Genomic DNA, 18,953 nt, shown 5'->3' on the forward strand with positions numbered 1-18,953 from the left:
AAGCGTTAGGTCTCAGGGGAGGCGGGGCCGCCGGCGTGATAGCTGGACCAGATGTCGCCCATTTCCTCGGTGGACTGCTCCACGATCCTGCTCATGGCGGCGTGCGCGGCGTCCGCCTCGCCGCGCTGAATGGCGCTGGCCACATCCACGTGCAGCTGGAGGGCCTCGTGGTGTGGCAGGTGCGGCATGAGGCCGTGCTCGGTGCGCCCGGTCAGCACCTCGGTGACCAGGTTGTGCAGCTGGGAAAACATGGCGTTGCCGGAGGCCCGGAGCACCGCCGCATGGAACTCGATGTCGAGCCGGAGGAACTCGACCCGGTCCGCGCGCTGGCCTGACGCCCACAGCCTTGCGGCCAGGGAGACGAGGTCGCTGCCGGCATCCCAGGATGCCCTCTCGGCGGCGAGCCGGGCAGCCTGCGGTTCAATTGCTCCGCGGAGCTCGTTCAGGGCCCGCAATTGCTCCAGCCGCTTTGAGGATGCGAGCCGCCAGCGGATCACTTGGGGGTCGTACGCATTCCATGACTCCTCCGGCTGCACCACCGTCCCCAGCCGCCGCCGCGACTCCAGCATTCCCTTGGAGGACAGCACGCGGGTGGCTTCCCGCACCACGGACCGGGAGACCTTGTGCTGGGCCTCAAGTTCGTCCAGGCGCAGGATCGAGTGTGGCGCCAGCGTCCCTTCGGCGATGGCCAGCCCGAGGTTCTGGACCAGCACGGAATGCAGGTCTGCTGTTGGCTCCGCCTTTGGAGTTTTCATAAATAAATCATACTGGCGGGCCACAAGGGCTTGTATAAATCTGCTTTATTTACCTAAGATCGCTTCCAGAGCAGATGTAAAGATGCATTTGCAGCTGGCTGGACAGAGACGCCCAGCCCTGAAAATCAAAGGAAGTCGTAATGAAGCGACGTTCAATTGCGAAGTACGCGGCTGTCGCCGCGGTCCTGTCCCTGGGGCTGACTGCCTGCGGCGGCGCCAGCGGCAGCAGCGACGCCAAGACCTCCGGCACCGTCCGGGTCACCCTCGCGAACCATGTCTGGACCGAAGGCATCAAGGCGGCCATTCCGGAATTCGAGAAGTCCAGCGGACTCAAGGTCGAGTTGACCCAACTCGGCGAAGACCAGCTCTCGGACCAGTACAACGTCAAACTCAACGCCGGCAGCGACGAGATCGACGTGATGATGTACCGCCCGCTCCAGGAAGGCAAGGCGTTCGCGAAGAACGGCTACCTGGCGGACCTGACGTCCAAGGTCTCCTCGGACGCCAACTGGGACTGGAAGGACTACCAGGAGGGCCCCGTCAAGGCCACTACCGCTGACGGCAAGGTGGTCGGCGTCCCGATCATCACCGAGCGCGAAGTCCTGTACTACCGCAAGGACCTGCTGAAGGCCGCCGGCCTGGCGGTTCCCAAGACCATGGACGAGCTCGAAGCCGCGGCCAAGGCCATCAAGGCTTCCTCCCCGGGCACGGCCGGATTCGTGGCCCGCACGGGCAAGTCCGCCGCCGTCACTCAGTTCTCCAGCTTCCTGTACAGCTTCGGCGGCGACTTCACCGACGCCAGCGGCAAGTCCGCCGTGAACTCCGACGCCGCCAAGAAGGCCTATTCGTTCTACGGCGGACTGATCAAGAACTACGGCCCCGCCAACGTCAGCACCGACATGAGCTGGCCCGAGGCGATGGCGATCTTCACGCAGGGCAAGGCTGCCTTCTACACTGAGGCCGACTCGCTCTACAAGAACGCCACCGACCCGGCCAAGTCCAAGGTCGCCGACACGGTCGGGTTCGCCCCGCTGCCCGCCGGCCCCGCGGGTTCCAAGCCGTACAACATCCCGTCTTGGGGCCTCGCCATCAACCAGGCATCAAGCAACCAGGACAACGCCTGGAAGTTCATCCAGTGGGCCACCAGCAAGGAACGCACCCTCGAGGCACAGAAAGCCGGTGTCCCCGGACCCCGTGCTTCGGTCTGGGCTGACCCGGCCGGAACCTCCACCTACCCGAAGGACCTCGCCGAGGCCATCTCCGCCAGCGCCAAGAACGGCGTCGGGCACGACCGTCCCGAGGTTGTCACCGTAGGCAAGGCCCGCGAGATCGTGGGCGGCCCGATCGTCTCCACCATCACCGGCTCTGACGCTTCCGCGGCTGCCGACACGGCGCAGGAGGCCTTCCAGAAGTTCCTGGACAGCGAAAAGAAGTAGGTGGCTGGCGCGTTACGCGCCTGCCGCACTACCCGAGTGACGCACAATCCAGCCCGGCGGGCCGGCAGTCCGCTGCCGTCCCGCCGCGGCCAGCTCTTCACTTCACCCCCAACTCCTTAGGTGAACCATGTCTGTATTGACCCCTCCCCGCAGCGCGCCATCCCGGAAGGCCGCCCGCACACGTAGTGCACGCGAGAACTTCTCGGGCTGGGCCAACCGGCACCGCAAGTGGCTGTTCGCCGCTCCCGCCATGATCTTCGTCGGCGTCCTGATCGTCTTCCCCTTGGCCTGGACCCTGTACCTGAGCCTGACCGATTCGCAGGGCTCTGTCCGGGCTGCCTCCGAGTTTGTCGGCGTGCAGAACTACCTCACGGTCCTGTCCGACGTCGAACGCTTCTGGCCCGCCGTCGGCCGCACGCTGAGCTTCACCGGCGTTGCCCTCGTCTGCGAGGTGGTGCTCGGCATGTGCATCGCGCTGCTGCTGTGGCGCCCGTTCCGTGGCGAAAAGTGGGTCCGCGTGGCTATCCTGCTCCCGCTCGTCGCCACCCCCGTGGCGGTCGGCATGATGTGGCGGCTGATCTTCGATCCCAACATCGGCTTCGTCAACCAGCTGCTCGGCATGGTCGGCATTCCCGCCCAGCCCTGGCTCTCAGGCCAGGACACGGCGCTCGGCACCACCATCTTCATGGACGTGTGGCAGTGGACCCCCATGGTGGTCCTGATCCTGCTGGCCGGGTTGACCTCCCTCTCCGAGGAGCCTGACGAGGCGGCCCGGATGGACGGCGCCAACGCCTTCCAGCGCTTTTTCTTCATCACGCTGCCTCTCATGATGCCGACCGTGATCGTCGCCATCCTGCTCCGGGGCATAGACGCCCTGAAGACCTTCGACATCCTCTACGCCACCAAGGGCAAGGGCGGCGGGTCCTTCCACGAAGTGGAGACGCTCAACGTCTACGCCTACGGGCTGAGCTTCGACTACAACCAGTACGGGCTCTCCTCCGCGGTGCTGATCCTGTTCTTCATGATCATCATCGGCTCCATGTGGCTGCTGACCATGCGCAAGAAAGCGGTAAGCAAATGACCGTTCTGTCAGAAAACGCAGAAGACACTGAAAACACCGAACCCCAAACCGCCACCGCCGTGCCGACCAAGGCGGACCGGCGCCGTCGGAAGCCCGCGGGCACCCGCGCGTACAAGGTGTTCCGCGTCGCCGCGCTGGTGGCCGTGGTGCTGTTCCTGATCGCCCCGCTGTTCTGGATGCTGCTGGCCTCCTTCAAGACCAACGTGGACATCTACGACACCGGCAAGTCGTTCTTCTTCACCCCCACAGGCGAGAACTACGCCAATGTGCTGCAGCGGAACAACTACTTCGTCTTCATTTTCAACAGCTTCTGGGTGGCCTTCGTTTCCACGGCCCTGTCGCTGGTCCTGGGCGTGCCGGCCGCCTACGCCATGAGCCGCTTCACCATGCACCGCTCGGCGCTCGTGGTCCTGATGGCCCGCGTGATCCCCGGCGTCTCGCTGCTGGTGCCCTGGTACTACGTCTTCTCCAACCTGAAGATGGTGGGCGGCTTCGAGGTGCTGATCCTCAGCCACATGTTCGTCTCGCTGCCGCTGATCGTCTACATCATGATGAGCTACTTCGATTCCCTGCCGCTGGAGCTGGAGGAATCGGCCCAGGTGGACGGCCTGACCCCGATCGGCGCCTTCCGCCGCATCACCCTGCCGCTCTCGGTTTCCGGCATCGCCACCGCCGGCATCCTGTCCTTCATCTTCTCGTGGAACAACTTCATGTTCGCCCTGGTGCTCAGCGGCTCCAAGACCAAGACCCTTCCGGTCGCGATCTTCGACTTCGTCTCCTACGCCAGCATCGACTGGGGAGGACTGATGGCGGCCGCCACCGTGGTCACCATCCCGATCATGATCATTGCGCTTTTCACGCAGAAGTACATCGTGTCCGGCCTCACCGCCGGCGCGACCAAGGGCTAGGCAGCACATGACACTCATCAGCAGGATTGAAACGTTCCTAGTCGCGCCGCGCTGGCTCTTCGTCCGGATCGAGACGGACAGCGGGATTGTCGGCTGGGGCGAGGCGAGCTGCGAAGGCCGCAGCGAAACCGTGCGCACCGCCGTCGAGCAGCTCTCGGAGCTGCTGATCGGCAACGATGCGCTCCGGATCGAGGACCACTGGCAGGTCATGACCAAGGGCTCCTTCTACCGCGGCGGGCCCATCCTGGCCAGCGCCGTGTCCGGCCTGGACCAGGCCCTTTGGGACATCGCGGGAAAGCACTTCAACACCCCCGTGCACCAGCTTCTCGGCGGGCACGTCCGGGACCGGATCCGGATGTACGGCTGGGTGGGCGGGGATGAGCCCAACGAGGTGGCCGACCAGATCAGCGCGCAGCTGGAGGTCGGGCTGACGGCCGTCAAGATGAACGCCAGCGGCCGGATGAGCCCCATCGCCTCCGTGGCCGAGCTCGACGGCGTCGTCCGCCGGGTGGCGGCGGCCCGTGAGGTCCTCGGCGACCACCGCGACGTCGCCGTCGACTTCCACGGCCGCTTCAGCCTCGCCAACGCCCGCCGGGTGGCGCCCCTGCTGGAGCCGTACCGGCCCTTCTTCCTCGAAGAACCGGTAGTCCCGGAAAACACGCACCTGCTGCGCGAGTTCACCTCCTCCACCACGACGCCGGTCTCCACCGGCGAGCGGCTCTACAGCCGGCAGGAATTCCTGCCCGCGCTGCAGGCCGGCATCGCCGTGGCCCAGCCGGATCTCTCCCATGCCGGCGGCATCACCGAGGTCCGCAAGATCGCCTCGCTCGCCGAAATCTACGAGGTCCAGCTCGCCCCGCACTGCCCGCTGGGCCCGCTGGCCCTGGCCGCCTGCCTGCAGGTGGGCTTCGCGACACCCAACTTCCTGATCCAGGAACAAAGCATCGGCATCCACTACAACCAGGGCGCAGAAGTCCTGGACTACGTGGTGGACAAGTCCCCGCTCAAGTTCGTGGATGGACACATCGAACGGCTCACCGGCCCGGGCCTGGGCATCGAGATCGATGAGGCCGTGGTCCGTGCCGCGGACAAGCGCGGGCACGCCTGGCGCGGTCCCGTCTGGCGGCACCCCGACGGCGCGTTCGCCGAGTGGTGAACGCCGGAACTGTGAGCCCGGCCCTGAACGCCTCGACGAAGGAGAAGCCTGACATGGAGAACACCTTGACGCCCGGATCGCTGCTCGCCGGCATCCGGGAGACCCGGCTGGTGGCAATTGTGCGCGGCACGGACGGGGCAGCCGCGGCGAAGGCAGCCCTCGCGGCGATGGAGGAGGGCTTCCGGTACGTCGAAATTGCGCTCACCACACCGGGGGCGCTCGAGGCGATCCGCGAGGTCCGCGCGGCCGCCCCGACGGACTGCTTCGTCGGCGCCGGAACAGTGCTGACGGCCCAGGACGTTGACCGGGTCGCCGGGGCGGGCGGCCAGTTCATCGTGACCCCGTCGCTGGCAGAGTCGATCGCCGAATCCGCCCGGCTGGGACTGCCGGTGCTGGCCGGTGCACTGACTCCCAGCGAGGCCTACGAAGCCATGAACCGGGGCGCCACCGCGGTCAAGCTCTTCCCGGCCTCCATCGGCGGACCGGGCTACCTTAAGGCGCTCCGCGATCCCTTCCCGGGGATCCCGTTCATCGCCGTCGGCGGCGTCGGGCTGGATGAAGCAGCGGGCTACTGGGAAGCCGGCGCGATCGCCGTCGGGCTCGGCGGACCGCTGTTCGGCGACACCGGCTCCGGCGGCGACCTTGTCCCGATGAGGGAACGGGCCCGCGCTTTCGTGGCCCTGGCCGCCGAATTTGGCCGCCCGCGTGCGGAGAGCCTCCGGTGATGGCCGCCGTCGACAGCGCTTCCGCCCCGCAGGCCGTTGACCTGCTGACGTTTGGCGAGTCCATGGTCTCCCTGCGGTCCACCGGCCCGCTGTCCGCCGGCGGCAGCCTGGGCATGCACGTGGCCGGGGCCGAATCGAACGTCGCCGTCGGGATCGCCCGGCTCGGGCACAGCGTCACCTGGGCCGGGGTGGTCGGCGCCGACCCGCACGGCGAGTACATCCTGCGCCAACTGCGCGCCGAGGGGATCGGGCTGCGGCACCGGATTGACGCCGCGCGGAACACCGGCGTGATGTTCCTCGAACAACGCACGGCGGATGTCACCCGGGCCTTCTACTACCGCGCCGGTTCCGCCGGGTCCACCCTCGGCCGGGAGGACCTGGACCGTGCCTTGACGGCCGGGGCCCGGATCCTGCATCTGACCGGCATCACTGCCGCCCTCAGCCCCGATGCCCGCAAGGCCGTGGAGTACGCGGCCGAGCGTGCCGCCGCCGACGGCATGGCGGTCTCCCTCGACGTCAACTACCGCAGCAAGCTCTGGTCCCGGGAGGAGGCCCGCGCCGTGCTCACACCGCTCACCCGGCACGCCAGCATCGTGATCGCCTCCGACGACGAACTCGGGCTGGTCGCGGCGGTCCCGGCTGGAACAGGGGACCCCGACGCCGGTGCGGTCGCTGCCGAAACAGCCATGGCCGCCGAACTGTTGGACCGCGGGGTCCGGGAAGTCGTGGTCAAGCGCGGCGCCGACGGCGCCGGCGTCCACACCGCCGACGGGCGCTGGGAGGCGCCCGCCGTCTCCGTGACCAGCATCGATACCGTGGGGGCCGGGGACGCCTTCACCGCCGGCTACCTCTCGGCCCTGCTCGACGGCGCCGACGTTGCCGGCCGCCTGCAGCGCGGGGTCCTGGCGGGAGCCTTTGCCGTCAGCACCGCCGGGGACTGGGAAGGCCTGCCGGGCCGCGCCGAGCTGGCACTGCTCGGGAGCACCCCGGGCGGAACCACGCAGCGCTGACCCCACCCCGGGCGGCTGGCCGGGCCGCCGCGGGCGGCTGACCGCACTCCGGGCGGCTGGCCGGCCGCCCGTTCACCGGCCAAGACATCCCCCGAAAGAGAAGAAAAGGACCTGTTGTGAAAATCATTGCCGCTGAAGTCTTCGTGACCAGCCCCTCCCGGAACTTCGTGACCCTGCGGATCACCACCGAGGACGGGGTGACCGGGATCGGGGACGCGACCCTGAACGGGCGCGAGCTCGCGGTCGCCGCGTATTTGAAGGAGCACGTCGCGCAGCTGCTGATCGGCAAGGACCCGCACCGGATCGAGGACACCTGGCAGTTCCTGTACCGGTCCTCGTACTGGCGCCGCGGCCCGGTCACGATGGCCGCGATCGCCGCGGTGGACATGGCGCTGTGGGACATCAAGGGCAAGCTGGCCGGGATGCCGGTCTACCAGCTGCTCGGCGGGGCGTCCCGGAACGGGCTGCGCGCGTACGGGCACGCCTCCGGCGCGGACCTCCCCTCCCTGTTCGACTCGGTCCGGGAGCACCTGGAGCTCGGCTACAAGTCGATCCGGATCCAGACCGCGGTCCCGGGGATCAAGGCCGTCTACGGCGTCGCGGCCCAGGCGCAGGCCTCGGGGGAGCGGTACGACTACGAACCGGCCGGGCGCGGGGCGTTCCCGCAGGAGGAGGACTGGGACACCCGCGCGTACCTGCGGCACCTGCCCACCGTGTTCGAGGCCGTGCGGAACGAGTTCGGCCCGGAAATCCCGCTGCTGCACGACGGGCACCACCGGATGACCCCGATCCAGGCCGCGAAGCTGGGCAAGGCGCTGGAACCCTACGACCTGTTCTGGCTCGAGGACTGCACCCCGGCCGAAAACCAGGAGGCCCTGCGCCTGGTCCGGGCGCACACCACCACCCCGCTGGCGATCGGGGAGATCTTCAACACCGTCTACGACTACCAGAGCCTGATCAAGGAACAGCTGATCGACTACGTCCGGGCCGCGTCCACCCACTTCGGCGGGATCAGCCCGCTGAAGAAGGTGATGGACTTCGCCGCGCAGTACCAGATCAAGTCCGGCTTCCACGGCCCCACCGACATCTCCCCTGTCGGCTTCGCCGCCCAGCTGCACGTCGGCCTGGCGATCCACAACTACGGGATCCAGGAATACATGCAGCACTCGGATAAGACGAACGAGGTCTTCGAGCAGTCCATGACGTTCGTGGACGGCTACCTGCACCCGGGCGACAAACCCGGCATCGGCGTCGAATTCAACGAAGAAGCCGCCGCCGCGTTCCCCTACCAGCAGGCCTACCTGCCCTACAACCGCCTCGTCGACGGCACCGTTCACGACTGGTAACCGTCCCTGAAACACAAAAAAGGTCCCGGGCGGCGAGTCGATGCTCTGCCGCCCGGGACCTGGCTCTTTTAAGTCCGGCTCTCAGCGTCCGGTATACCGGTGGCTCAGTGAACGAGCTCGCGGGTCACGCCGAAGGGGACCTGGTCGGAGAGGGCCGCGGTGTAGTGGCCCGGCTTGTGCCGCGTGAGCAGAATGCCGTGCGTCCCCGTGGTCATGGCGAGCTGCTGCAGCCCGTGGACGGCGTCGTTGAGTCGTTCGTCGAGGACGTGCCGGTTGTCGACTTGGATCTCAATGGACTCGGTAATCGTGGTCATCGCTCTGTCTTTCTTGGAGTACTTCTAGTCGGCCCCAATGGATTCAGGAACACTAACGTCATATTTATTCACGCGTCAAATTACCACGCCGTGTCTGCTTGGAGGCCATGCCGCGCCAGATGCCCGCACGTTTGCAGGCTCCGCGGTTGACCTGCGGATCCTTCCCAGTCCGGTTGTCTCCGTGAGTCTGGTCACCCGGCCTCACTGCGGGCAGGCCGAGAGATGCTCGTGGACGCAGGCGATGCTGCCGTCCGGTGCCTCCTGCGCCTCGTCGCGGCTGAGGGCGCGGGGCGTCGTCGGCATTTGCCCACCACCGCGCACATAAGGGGGATAATCTTCAGCGGGGACTATCGACAACACGGCGCAAAGGTGGCAGGGCGACATGGCAGAGGCTCAAACAGGCAAACCGCAGGGTCGGTGGCGGACCTTCCACGAAAAGTTCGTTGTGGAAGAGCGGTACATGAGCGCGACGGCGCGCCGGAATCTCTACCGCACCGCCGTCGGCCTGATGATCGCGGGGGTCGTGCTGTTCGTCGTGATTCTGACAGCTGTACTGCAGCGCGATGGCATTTCGGCGGCGGACGAGCCCGCGCGGTTGTGGCTCCTGACCCTGCGCGGGGAACCCACCACCACCATCATGATCATTCTTGCGATCGTCTTCGGCCCCATCGGACTGCCGATCATCGTCCTTATCGTGACAGTGGTCTGGGGCTTGGTCGCCAAGCATGCCTGGCGGCCCATGCTCCTGGCCGGCGCCATGCTGACCGGGGTGATCCTGGCGCAGGTCGTTGGCCACATCGTGGAACGCCACCGGCCTCCGCTGGATCTGATGCTCTTCGGCGCCGACTCCACCTTCTCTTTTCCGTCCGGCCACGTCCTGGGAGCGTGCGACTTCCTGTTGGTCACCACGTACCTCGTCTTTTCGCGCCGGAAGAACCCCAAGTCCGCCGTCGTCGCCTTCATCGTGGCGGGGATCGGCATGTTCTTCGCAGCCATCAGCCGCCTCTACCTCGGCTACCACTGGCTGACCGATGCCCTGGGCGCCTTCTCCATCTCCCTCGTGATTCTGGGCGGGGTCATTGCGCTGGACACCTGGCGGACGGCCCGGATCCCGGGGGAGCAGGTCACTGGAACGCTGTCGACGGCGGACACCGGCCAGGACTGAGCGCCGTCAGCGGCTGCGCGCCCGCTTGAGCTCGGCCCGCAGCCGGGCGTTGGCTGCCTCCAGTTCCATCACCTTGGCCACGCCGGCCAGGTTAAGGCCCTCGGTCAGGAGTTCGCCGATCCGTCGCAGCACCACGAGGTCGGCGTCGCTGTACTGCCGGGTGCCACCCGCAGTGCGGTCCGGCGCGAGGAGTCCCCGGCGCTCGTAGAGCCGGATATTCTGCTGACCCGTGCCCACCAGCTGCGCCACCACGGAGATTGCGTACAAGCCTGCCTCAGAGCTGCGGTCCGCCATGGTGTCCCTCCTGTTCCGGCAATTTGCCCTTGCATCAGTGTTTCACCGGTGCTATAAAAAATCTATACCCAACACCATAGAAAAATGGCGGTGGGTTGTAGAAGAAACCTAGACCAAATCGCACTGAAGGAGTGGGAAATGATGTTGATTCGGACGGACCCGTTCCGTGAGTTTGACCGGCTCGCCCAGCAGGTGTTCGGGACGGTGGCACGCCCTGCGGCCATGCCCATGGACGCGTGGCAGGAGGACGACGAATTCGTCGTCGCGTTCGACCTCCCGGGGGTCAACGTCGACTCGATTGGGCTCGATATTGAACGCAACGTCCTGACGGTCCGGGCGGAGCGGCGGGACCCGACGCAGCCCAACGTGGAGCTGACGGTTTCGGAGCGCCCCCGCGGCGTATTTAGCCGCCAGTTGATCCTCGGTGACACCCTGAACACGGAGGACGTCAAGGCGCACTACGCCGACGGCGTCTTGACCCTCCGCATCCCCGTGGCGGAGCGGGCCAAGCCGCGGAAGATTGAAATCATGCGTTCGCAGGACGAACTGCACGAGATCGGGAAATAGCCCCAAGGGCCGGCGCCGGGCACTCAGCGCGGCGCCGGCTCCGGCTGTCTGCAACGGAGGGCGAGAATGTCCGGCAGGAACCCTGACCCCCGGGGCTACTATGCGCTGTTGCGCGTCTCCCCGGAGGCGAGCCGACAGGAGATCGGGCGCGCCTTCCGGGCGCTGATGCGCCGGCGCCATCCCGATGTCGGCCAGTTGGACATGGACCCTCCCGACGGCAGCGACGCGGGCGCGATTCTGCACGCTTTCGCCGTGCTGCGGGACGCCGGGACCCGGGCGGAGTACGACGCCAGCGGCTGGGGGCCCGGCGTCCAGGGCAGCACATTGAACCACGAGAGCGGCCAGAACGACCATGCCGGTCGGGGCGGCCGCGACATCCCCGTGCGCATCATCCGGCGTCCGGAACCCCTTGTGCGCGTGCTCCCCGTGCGCTGGGAACCTGGACCCTTGCCGGGGACGCACCTGCGCGGAGGCCACTGACCCGGGCCGAAGCCACACTCACCAGCCCCACCCACTGAGGAGGAGAGCAGTCATGAGCCAATGGCGCCGTTACGATTCGCACCTGCTGCCGGTCTTCCACGAGCGCTTCGAGGAGCGCTGGGGCGAGGGAACGGCGCCCTTCCTGGACCCAGAGGCGCATGAGGCCCCGCTGCCCCGGGCACAATGGATCAACATCGACACGGGCGCGGCGCTGGCGGTGGTCCCGGTCTGGACGGCTGACGACAGCCAGCACCGTTCCTTCGGCGTGTTCTACCTGCCGCCCGCGGGTGATATCTGGGTTTTGAGGCCCGGCTTCACGGAGTATCTGGAACCCTCTGCGGACGAGGCGGAGCAGCTCCTGGCGCTGCGGAACGACGCCTTCCGGAAGGCGGTGGCGCACGCCAAGGTCTTCCTGTTCGGGCCGGAGACATCGGTGTCGTGAGCGGCCGGGGCCACGGAAGCGGGACCGGAACGACGTCGGAGATCAGTTGCTGGCAGGGTTCAGTTGTTGGCCTCGGGGTAGTCGCCATGGGGTACATTCCGAAGAACAGGGGCGCCCAGGCGAGGTTTACGAGCAGCAGGATGCCGTAGACAGTCATGGCGCCCCGGCCGCGCGCGGAGGGAAGCCCTGTTCCCCGGCGCCAGACAAGCCGCGCCGCCACCGCCATGGTCGTATAAAGCACCGTCCAGACCGCTCCGAAGGCCCAGCTGTCAGTTTCAGAAGTCGCCTGCACGGATTTCAGAAGTCCTCTGCACTCTGAACCAGTCACCCTGGCGGTAGCCGAATATCTGGGGGCAGGCGCCACCTGGTCCGGTGCAGCTGTTGGCGGCCGGAGCGCCTGGCACCGGCACGGTCCTCGGATGAAGCTGTTACGTCAGTTGGCCGCTCAGCGGTGGCTTCGGTAAATTCTCAGGCCGTCACTCTGGAGAAATAGAGCGCGTCCGTTGCCGTCCGCCAGATGGAACCAAAGCACGCTGCCGTCAGCGGCCAGCATGTCGATGCGCCCGCTAGCGACGAGTCGTCCGTGTTGGTGGATTTGCACGTCGTCGGCCCGTGAGAATTTGGACCAGTTGGCAACGGGGGCGGGTTTCCGGTTTTCTGCATAAGGTCCGGACGATCGGGTCGTCATGGTTTGTCCTTGAGGGTGTCGGGATGGGTCGACTGCGCAGTCAGTCGGTTCGTGTGAGCGTCGGAGGAGGCAGGGCGGCGTTGCCGCCACCCTGCCTCCTCCGTATGGGCTCCCTTCCCACGCCCGACTTTCGGGCTGTCTGTTGCGATGGAGTGCGGGAAGGGCGCCCAAATGTGCCGGACATATGGCCGGCAGTCCGTGATGATGGTCCGCTCAGGAGACCAAATGGGAACGCCAGGACAGTGGCTTCGGGGACCTCTTCGCCGCCAAGAGCCTGCTCTTCCTCATACCCGGCCGCTTTACCTGGCGCGCATGAGGCCTACGGTGGCCTCCGCGGGTTCTGACCTACGCCAGGACGCCGGCCCGCCGCCCGAAGACACATCCGGCAGCAAGTCCGGTGCCGCCCGGGTAGTTGGTGCTGAACAGTCCGCCGAGCATTTCACCGGCCACAAAGAGGCCCTCGATGTGATTGCCGCTTGCGTCCAGGACGCGGCCGTGGGTGTCGGACTTGATGCCACCGAAGGTGAAGGTGATCCCGCAGGTGACGCCGTAGGCGTAGAAGGGTCCGGTTTCGATGGGGGCGGCCCAGTTGCTCTTGACCGGCTCCGTCGCCGCTTGCCGGCCGTCCTTGATGGTGGGGTCGAACGGGACGGAGCGGTCGATCGAGTTGTTGAAGTCCGTCACGGTCTTGGACAGGCTCTCCGGATCCAGGCCGATCTTGGCGGCCAGGTCCTCGATAGTGTCCGCGACCTCCACCGAGATGCCGGGCATGTCGTATTCCTCGCTGCGCAGCATCGGGCGCAGGGTTGCGTCGAAGATCTGGTAGGCCACGGATCCGGGCTGCTTGAGGATTTCCTTGCCGTACTTGGCGTAGGTGTAGTTCCTGAAGTCCGCGCCCTCGTCCAGGAAGCGCTTGCCGTCGGTGTTGACGATGATGCCGAACGGGTAGCTCTGGCGGGTCAGCCGGTTGGTGAGTTCACGGTTGCTCTCGTTGGTGGCCGTGAAGGCATCCCACTGCACACTGTGGCAGGTACCCCAGTCCCCGCCCTTGGTGGCACCGATTGCCAGCGCCGCGGCGATCATGTCACCGGTGTTGTAGGGGGTTCCCCGGACCTTGGCGTTCTGCCAGCCCTCGCCCAGGTGCTCCCGCCGCCACTGGGGGTCGGACTCGAAGCCGCCGGCGGTGAGGATTACCGATTCGGCGGTCAGGCGCAGCTCCCCGTCAGGGGTGTTGACGACGACGCCGGCAATGCGGCCGTCCTCGACGATGAGGTTTTGGGCCGCGTGGCCGTAGCGGATGTCGACGCCCAACTCGGTGGCGACCCGGGTGTGGTCCTCGATGAGACCTTCGCCGCCGCCGACGTTCCCGACGTGCAGGCCGCCCCAGAAGAGGTAGGACCCGTCGGACCGTTCGTAGGCCTGGCGCTCGTACATCAGGCGGTATTTCAGGCCCAGGCTGTTGAGCCAGCGGAGGGTGGACTGGCTCTCGGCGATGAGGACGTCGGTCAGTGCGGGGTCGTTCCGGCCCTCGGTGACCTTTTCCAGGTCCGAGGCGTATTCCTCGGCGCTGTAGGGGGGAACGACGGTGCGGTCGTGCCGTTCGTCCGGTTCCACCAGGCACTGCAGGTCGTCCAGACCGTTGTGGACGATGCGGGTGGCGCCGGCGGTGTAGAAGCTGTTGCCCCCGGCCATGTCCTTGGTGCCCTTTTCGAGCAGGATGACTTTTCGTCCGCGGACGGCAGCGGCGTGGGCCGCCGTGAATCCGGCATTTCCGCCGCCGACGACGATCACGTCGGCGTGGGTGGGGTTTACAGCTGCGGTTTCGTTCGGATCAGGCATTGTTCCTGTCTCCTTCGTATTGAATTCTATTGTGTTCGTTTGTATACATAGACACGGCCAGGTGATCCCTTAGTCCGGGTGACTCCGGGTGTCAGCGGTGGGCGGGCTCGGGGGCCGGGTCTGCCGCAGTTGCGGGCAAGGGCTCCCGGACGGTGAGACGGTTTTGGCGGCGTTCCAGGGCCACGGCGAGGGCGCCCAGGGCGATGTTGACGATCAGGAATCCCAGGGCGGCAACAAACTGGGCCTGCAGCAGGGACCGGGTGTAGTACTGGCCGATGACGGTGGCGGACCGCAGCAGTTCCATGTAGCCGCCGAGCACAAAGGCCAGTGCTGTTCCCTTGAAGAGGATGATGAGCTGGCTCACCAGGGCAGGGCTCATGGACCGGAGCGCCTGCGGCAGCAGGACCAGGCGCAGCGTGCCGACATGGGAGAAACCGAGTGCGAGGGAGGCCTCGGCCTGGCCCGGCGGCAGCGCGAGGATCCCGGAGCGCAGCAGGTCACCGATGACGGCCCCGCTGTACAGGGTCAGCGCGATGACCAGGAACCAGAAATCCCCGAGCTTGAAACCGTAGTTGGGCAGCACCAGGGACGTGAAGTAGAGCAGCAGGAGCAGCGGGATGCTGCTGAAGACGTCGGTGTAGACCCGGCAGATCCGGCGAATCAGGGTGCGGGTGGAGACCAGCCCGAAGGCCAGGAGGCATCCGGTGATCAGGGACAGCACCATGCCGACCAATGCGGCCGCAATGTTGTTCCACAATCCCTGGCCGAGAAGCGCCCAGAGCCCGGGTTCGGCGAATGGGGCCCACGCCGCCGCACTCAGCTCACCCTTGTCGTACAGGAGCTTGAATACGACGTACACTCCGGCAAGCACCACGAGACCGGTGATGACTTCGAGGAGCAGGTGCCGGCGTTTGGCGCGCGGACCGGCCGGGTCAAAAAGAGATACGGTACTCATCGGCTGAACGCCACCTTCTGATCGACTGCGGAAACGAGCCGGCCGATGGCCAGACCGATGGCGAGGTAGCAAATGGCGGCCCCGCCGAAGACAATGAACGGTTGCGCTTCATCGACTGCGATCTTGTCCGAAAGGAACGTCAGCTCGGCCACGCCCACCAGGGCAGCGACCGAGGTGTTCTTGACCATGGTGATGAAGACGTTGCCCAGCGGCCTGACCACCGTGGCAAAAGCCTGCGGGAGGACGATGAGCCTCAGGGAGCCCATCGGCCCGAAGCCCAGGGCGCGCCCTGCTTCAAGCTCGCCGCGGTCCACGGTGTTCAGGCCCGAACGCAGGGTTTCGGCCACGAACGGCGCCGTGTAGAGAACCAGGACGATCGCGGCCGAGGCGTAGAGCGAGTACTGGATGCCCAAGACCGGGAGCCCGAAGACAAACAGCACCATCTGCACAGGAAGCGGCACATTACGGAAAATCAGCACATAGGCCGAGGAAACTGCCCGGGCCGTCCTGATGGGGCTCGTCCGCAGTGCGGCGAGGACGGTTCCCAGGATCATCGAACCGGTGGCGCCCAGCAGGACGAGTCCCAGAGTCACCAGCACGCCCTGGCCGAAGTCGCCGAGGTGATTGATAAGGAATGACATCAGCGGTCCCTACAGAACGACTTTGGGCGGGGTGACATCGCCGGGCTTGACCTGGCCGATGGTGGCGTCGTACGCCTTCTTCCAGTCCCCGTCCGCGATGGCCTTGTTCAGAAGCTGATCGAGGTAGTCATGGAATGCTGCATCGTCCTTGGCCACGCCGATGGCAAATTCCTCGGCATCGGCCAGATGGCCGTCCGCGATGCGGTAGGCATCCGGATTCTGGGACTGGACACCGAGCAGGATTGCCTCGGTGGTGGTCACTGCGTCGACCCTCTTATCCTTCAGTGCCTGCGCGCATTCACTGTAGGTGCTGAACAGGACCACGTTGGCTGTGGGCACGGCGTGGCCGATCAGCTGGGCCGCGCGGGCGCCGGTGGTGGAACACACAGTCTTTCCCTGGAGGTCCTCGGGTTTGTTCACTGAGCTGTCGTCCTTGCGGACCAGCAGGGCCACGTTGCTTTCAAGGTACGGGCCGGCGAAGCTGACGACTTTCTTCCGCTCGTCCGTCACGGCGTAGGAGGCGATGACGGCGTCGACCTTGTTCTGCTGCAGGAACGCCTCGCGGTTCTTGGTGACCGCCTCAACGAACTCGACATTCTCTGCACTGCCGGTGAGGTCCTTGGCCAGGATTTTGGCCATCTCAATGTCCAGGCCTTCCATCTTGCCGGTGACCGGATTCTTCACCCCAAAGAGCGGCTGGTCGAATTTGACCCCTACGATCACTTTGCCGCGCTTCTGGATCTTGTCCATCGTGCTGTTGGCCGGGAAGCTCTGGGCCGGCTTGGTCTCGGCGGCCGGGATGCTGCCGCCGCAGGCCGTGGTGCCCAGAATCAGGGCGCCGGCGATGGCCAGGGCCGGCAGGAAGTGCTGGCGTTTCATGGTGACTCCTTAGGGTGGGTGCGTCGTTGCACAGGTGCTGTTAGTGGACCGAGGAGAGGAAGGCTTTGGCCCGGTCGCTGGAAGGGGAGGTGAAAAACGTTTCAGGGTCGGCAGTCTCCACGATGGTCCCGGCTGCCATGAACACGATCCGGTCCGCGAAGGCACGTGCGAACGACATCTCGTGGGTCACGACGATCATCGTCGTGCCGCTCTGCGCCAGGCTCCGCATGGTTGCCAGAACCTCGCGGGTGGATTCCGGATCGAGCGCGGACGTCGGTTCATCAAAGAGCAGAACCTTGGGATCCATGGCCAGCGCGCGGGCGATGGCCGCGCGCTGTTTCTGACCCCCGGAAAGCTGCGCGGGCCTGCTGTGTGCCTTGTCGGCGATGCCGACCATGGCCAGCAGCTCGTGGGCCCGCGTCTCTGCCGCCTGTTTGTCCAGGCCCAGAATTTTCCGGGGGGCGAGGGTGATGTTCTCCAGGATGGTCTTGTGGGAGAAGAGGTTGAAGGACTGGAAGACCATCCCCACCTCCGTGCGGAACTTGTACAGGTCCCTGCCCTCGACAGGCTGTTCGTGGCCGTCGATGAGGATGTGGCCCTCGTCGATGGCTTCGAGACGGTTGATGCACCGGCACAGCGTCGATTTGCCGGACCCTGACGGGCCCAGGATGACGACCACCTCGCCACGGCGCACTGACAAATCAATGCCGGTCAGGGCCTGCATGCTGCCAAAGCGCTTGCCGACCCCGCGGAACTCAACGACGGTGTCCGTTTCCGTGATCGCTGTCATTATCTATCTCCTTTGATGGAATACGACTGTATACAGTGAAGTACAGTGTGGCACAGTGACCGCAATCACGGCAAGTCTTAGGAGTCTTCGATGGGTGCGAACGCATCGCCGACCACCGCGGCAGTTATCAACGGCAGCGGCCCGCGCAACCGCGGCTGCACCGGGCTAACGCCCGGGAGGAGACGGAAAAGCTGGTACATCGAGGCCCGAAGATCTAGCCGGAGAGCCCGGCAGTGATCTTAGTGGGAGGCCGATTTCCGCAGCAGGTCGAGCCTGATCCGGCGGGCTGTCTCCATGTGCTCGCGTGCGGTGTTCCTCGCAGCAGTTTCGTCGCCGGCGGTGATGGCCGCGACCAGCTTCGAATGCTCGGCCAGGGCCTCATCCCAACGCTCTCCCACCGACAGAGTCGAGTGCGGCGTGCGGATCAGGTGGGTGGACAGCCGCTGCAGGAGATCCTGGAGGACCGGATTGTGCGCAGCCGCCCAGACGGCAGCGTGGAACTCCAGGTTCGTCGACGCCCGGGTTTGGTCATCCGGGCTGACGAGTGCGCGGTCACGTTCCACCAGGCCTTCGAGCTGCATGATGTCAGTGATGTCGTGGGACAGGGCAGCCTGCCCGGCCGCCTCCTGTTCCAAAAGAATCCGCACGTCATAGACCTGAATGACTTCCTGGGGCGTTGCCTGATGGACCTGCAGTCCGCGGGCGCCGCGATCCAGAAGACGGTCGTGCTGGAGGCGGCGAAGGGCCTCGCGCACGGGCGTGCGGGAGACACCGAAGCGTTCACCTAAGGTAACCTCCCGCAAGGGAGTAGCCGGAGGAATTGCACCGGCCAGGATTTCAGAGCGCAGCTGGGCGTAGATCGAATCCCCGTCATGCCGCATCGTTTCAGAACCAGGTGACACAACTTTCCTTCCACAGTGGCGACTCGGAAGGGAGGCTTACGCCCCCACTCGGTCCCGCCTGTTCGCAGACCCGAAGCCATCGCCCGGACAACCATAGTATTCCAGTGGATACGCGAGTGTCCAAGGTGATGTCCTTCCCATCCGGATGGTGCATGAGTCGGAGTTGTTCGGCCGCCGCGGCCGAGTGCCCTCACGGTAGCGCTGGATGAGCGGATACACATGCCGCCTGGAGATACCCAGCTCCCGGGAAGCTTCGTCGACCGCCTGTTTACCGATGACGCTCAAACCCGCCAACGGCGCGATGACTTCAGCCCGCCGGCGTGCCAGTTCCCAGACCGCGTCCGGCATGGTCGGCAAACCGTGCCCACTGATCGATGTTGATTCCGGTTCCATGCCAGTCCCTACTCGTGCAGCGGACTCAATTACGGGCGACGCCGCGACCTCTCGTCCCGGGCCACGTTCAACGATCCCCTCCGTACCGGCATGAAATCAAGCATTATCGGGTGCGGACCGGCGGATTGTGCTGAGGTCTCCTGAAATTTCGTGCTGACCACTGTTGCCAAAAATACTTGGTGAGCAG

Annotated in this window: 21 protein-coding genes and 1 pseudogene; 11 read left to right on the forward strand and 11 right to left on the reverse strand. The window is 65.9% G+C overall.

Features of this window, described 5'->3' with window-relative positions; translation table 11 throughout:
* Nucleotides 1-5 precede the first annotated feature (5 nt).
* A complete protein-coding gene (locus BLQ10_RS03100; RefSeq protein WP_091558281.1) occupies nucleotides 6-755 on the reverse strand; it encodes a FadR/GntR family transcriptional regulator in 750 nt (249 codons plus the stop codon).
* Nucleotides 756-895: 140 nt separating this feature from the next.
* Here BLQ10_RS03100 and BLQ10_RS03105 point away from each other — a divergent pair, with 140 nt between their 5' ends.
* The 7 genes from BLQ10_RS03105 to manD all read left to right on the forward strand — a co-directional run bounded on the left by BLQ10_RS03105 (nucleotide 896) and on the right by manD (nucleotide 8,417).
* Nucleotides 896-2,191 carry an ABC transporter substrate-binding protein gene (locus BLQ10_RS03105; RefSeq protein ID WP_091558283.1) on the forward strand — a complete coding sequence of 432 codons (1,296 nt, stop codon included), beginning with the start codon at nucleotides 896-898 and terminating at the stop codon, nucleotides 2,189-2,191.
* A gap of 127 nt (nucleotides 2,192-2,318) precedes the next feature.
* Entirely contained in the window at nucleotides 2,319-3,272 is a 954-nt protein-coding gene (locus BLQ10_RS03110; protein ID WP_091558286.1) for a carbohydrate ABC transporter permease, read from the forward strand.
* A complete protein-coding gene (locus BLQ10_RS03115) occupies nucleotides 3,269-4,180 on the forward strand; it encodes a carbohydrate ABC transporter permease (RefSeq protein WP_254785378.1) in 912 nt (303 codons plus the stop codon). The genes BLQ10_RS03110 and BLQ10_RS03115 overlap by 4 nt, the downstream gene beginning before the upstream one ends.
* A 7-nt stretch (nucleotides 4,181-4,187) precedes the next feature.
* The gene (dgoD, locus tag BLQ10_RS03120; protein WP_091558288.1) at nucleotides 4,188-5,336 is read left to right on the forward strand and encodes a galactonate dehydratase; all 1,149 of its coding nucleotides are present in this window, start codon (nucleotides 4,188-4,190) and stop codon (nucleotides 5,334-5,336) included.
* Between the two features lie 53 nt (nucleotides 5,337-5,389).
* Nucleotides 5,390-6,061, forward strand: coding sequence for a bifunctional 4-hydroxy-2-oxoglutarate aldolase/2-dehydro-3-deoxy-phosphogluconate aldolase (locus BLQ10_RS03125; RefSeq protein WP_091558825.1), 672 nt, complete (start codon nucleotides 5,390-5,392; stop codon nucleotides 6,059-6,061).
* A complete protein-coding gene (locus tag BLQ10_RS03130) occupies nucleotides 6,061-7,071 on the forward strand; it encodes a sugar kinase (RefSeq protein WP_175558455.1) in 1,011 nt (336 codons plus the stop codon). Before BLQ10_RS03125 ends, BLQ10_RS03130 begins: the two co-directional genes overlap by 1 nt.
* 116 nt (nucleotides 7,072-7,187) lie before the next feature.
* A complete protein-coding gene (gene manD, locus BLQ10_RS03135) occupies nucleotides 7,188-8,417 on the forward strand; it encodes a D-mannonate dehydratase ManD (protein WP_091558292.1) in 1,230 nt (409 codons plus the stop codon).
* A 104-nt stretch (nucleotides 8,418-8,521) separates the two neighbouring features.
* Here the strand turns inward: manD and BLQ10_RS03140 are convergent, their stop codons facing one another.
* Nucleotides 8,522-8,731: a hypothetical protein gene (locus tag BLQ10_RS03140; protein WP_091558295.1), complete on the reverse strand. Its 210-nt coding sequence runs from the start codon at nucleotides 8,729-8,731 to the stop codon at nucleotides 8,522-8,524.
* 382 nt (nucleotides 8,732-9,113) lie between these two features.
* Here BLQ10_RS03140 and BLQ10_RS03145 point away from each other — a divergent pair, with 382 nt between their 5' ends.
* Nucleotides 9,114-9,896 (forward strand): phosphatase PAP2 family protein, encoded by a 783-nt coding sequence (locus tag BLQ10_RS03145; RefSeq protein WP_091558297.1) that lies wholly within the window; start codon nucleotides 9,114-9,116, stop codon nucleotides 9,894-9,896.
* 6 nt (nucleotides 9,897-9,902) lie between these two features.
* On the opposite strand, the gene BLQ10_RS03150 is transcribed toward BLQ10_RS03145, so the two are convergent.
* Complete coding sequence (locus BLQ10_RS03150; protein WP_091558300.1) at nucleotides 9,903-10,190, reverse strand: MerR family transcriptional regulator; 288 nt, start codon at nucleotides 10,188-10,190, stop codon at nucleotides 9,903-9,905.
* A gap of 141 nt (nucleotides 10,191-10,331) precedes the next feature.
* On the opposite strand from BLQ10_RS03150, the gene BLQ10_RS03155 reads away from it, so the two are divergent.
* From BLQ10_RS03155 to BLQ10_RS03165, 3 genes are all read left to right on the forward strand, one after another.
* A complete protein-coding gene (locus BLQ10_RS03155; protein ID WP_091558827.1) occupies nucleotides 10,332-10,757 on the forward strand; it encodes an Hsp20/alpha crystallin family protein in 426 nt (141 codons plus the stop codon).
* Nucleotides 10,758-10,823: 66 nt separating this feature from the next.
* Entirely contained in the window at nucleotides 10,824-11,237 is a 414-nt protein-coding gene (locus BLQ10_RS03160) for a J domain-containing protein (protein ID WP_091558303.1), read from the forward strand.
* Nucleotides 11,238-11,289: 52 nt separating this feature from the next.
* Entirely contained in the window at nucleotides 11,290-11,679 is a 390-nt protein-coding gene (locus BLQ10_RS03165) for a hypothetical protein (protein WP_091558306.1), read from the forward strand.
* A 106-nt stretch (nucleotides 11,680-11,785) separates the two neighbouring features.
* On the opposite strand, the pseudogene BLQ10_RS22930 reads toward BLQ10_RS03165, so the two are convergent.
* The 8 genes and pseudogenes from BLQ10_RS22930 to BLQ10_RS03200 all read right to left on the reverse strand — a co-directional run.
* Nucleotides 11,786-12,043 (reverse strand): annotated as a pseudogene (locus BLQ10_RS22930) (tryptophan-rich sensory protein); the annotation flags it as partial.
* 81 nt (nucleotides 12,044-12,124) lie between these two features.
* Nucleotides 12,125-12,367, reverse strand: coding sequence for a hypothetical protein (locus BLQ10_RS21945; RefSeq protein WP_139164170.1), 243 nt, complete (start codon nucleotides 12,365-12,367; stop codon nucleotides 12,125-12,127).
* 345 nt (nucleotides 12,368-12,712) lie between these two features.
* Nucleotides 12,713-14,206: an FAD-dependent tricarballylate dehydrogenase TcuA gene (gene tcuA, locus BLQ10_RS03175; RefSeq protein ID WP_091558307.1), complete on the reverse strand. Its 1,494-nt coding sequence runs from the start codon at nucleotides 14,204-14,206 to the stop codon at nucleotides 12,713-12,715.
* Nucleotides 14,207-14,297: 91 nt separating this feature from the next.
* Complete coding sequence (locus BLQ10_RS03180; protein WP_091558309.1) at nucleotides 14,298-15,161, reverse strand: amino acid ABC transporter permease; 864 nt, start codon at nucleotides 15,159-15,161, stop codon at nucleotides 14,298-14,300.
* Entirely contained in the window at nucleotides 15,158-15,802 is a 645-nt protein-coding gene (locus tag BLQ10_RS03185; RefSeq protein WP_091558311.1) for an amino acid ABC transporter permease, read from the reverse strand. The genes BLQ10_RS03180 and BLQ10_RS03185 overlap by 4 nt, the downstream gene beginning before the upstream one ends.
* 9 nt (nucleotides 15,803-15,811) lie before the next feature.
* Nucleotides 15,812-16,681 (reverse strand): glutamate ABC transporter substrate-binding protein, encoded by an 870-nt coding sequence (locus BLQ10_RS03190; RefSeq protein ID WP_091558313.1) that lies wholly within the window; start codon nucleotides 16,679-16,681, stop codon nucleotides 15,812-15,814.
* 40 nt (nucleotides 16,682-16,721) lie between these two features.
* On the reverse strand, nucleotides 16,722-17,471 hold the full coding sequence (locus BLQ10_RS03195) for an amino acid ABC transporter ATP-binding protein (RefSeq protein WP_091558316.1): 750 nt from the start codon (nucleotides 17,469-17,471) through the stop codon (nucleotides 16,722-16,724).
* A gap of 239 nt (nucleotides 17,472-17,710) precedes the next feature.
* Complete coding sequence (locus BLQ10_RS03200; protein WP_254785379.1) at nucleotides 17,711-18,373, reverse strand: GntR family transcriptional regulator; 663 nt, start codon at nucleotides 18,371-18,373, stop codon at nucleotides 17,711-17,713.
* Nucleotides 18,374-18,953 lie beyond the last annotated feature (580 nt).

Origin of the sequence: Arthrobacter sp. ok362 (assembly GCF_900102785.1) — a bacterium.
In the GTDB taxonomy this organism is placed as follows: domain Bacteria; phylum Actinomycetota; class Actinomycetes; order Actinomycetales; family Micrococcaceae; genus Arthrobacter.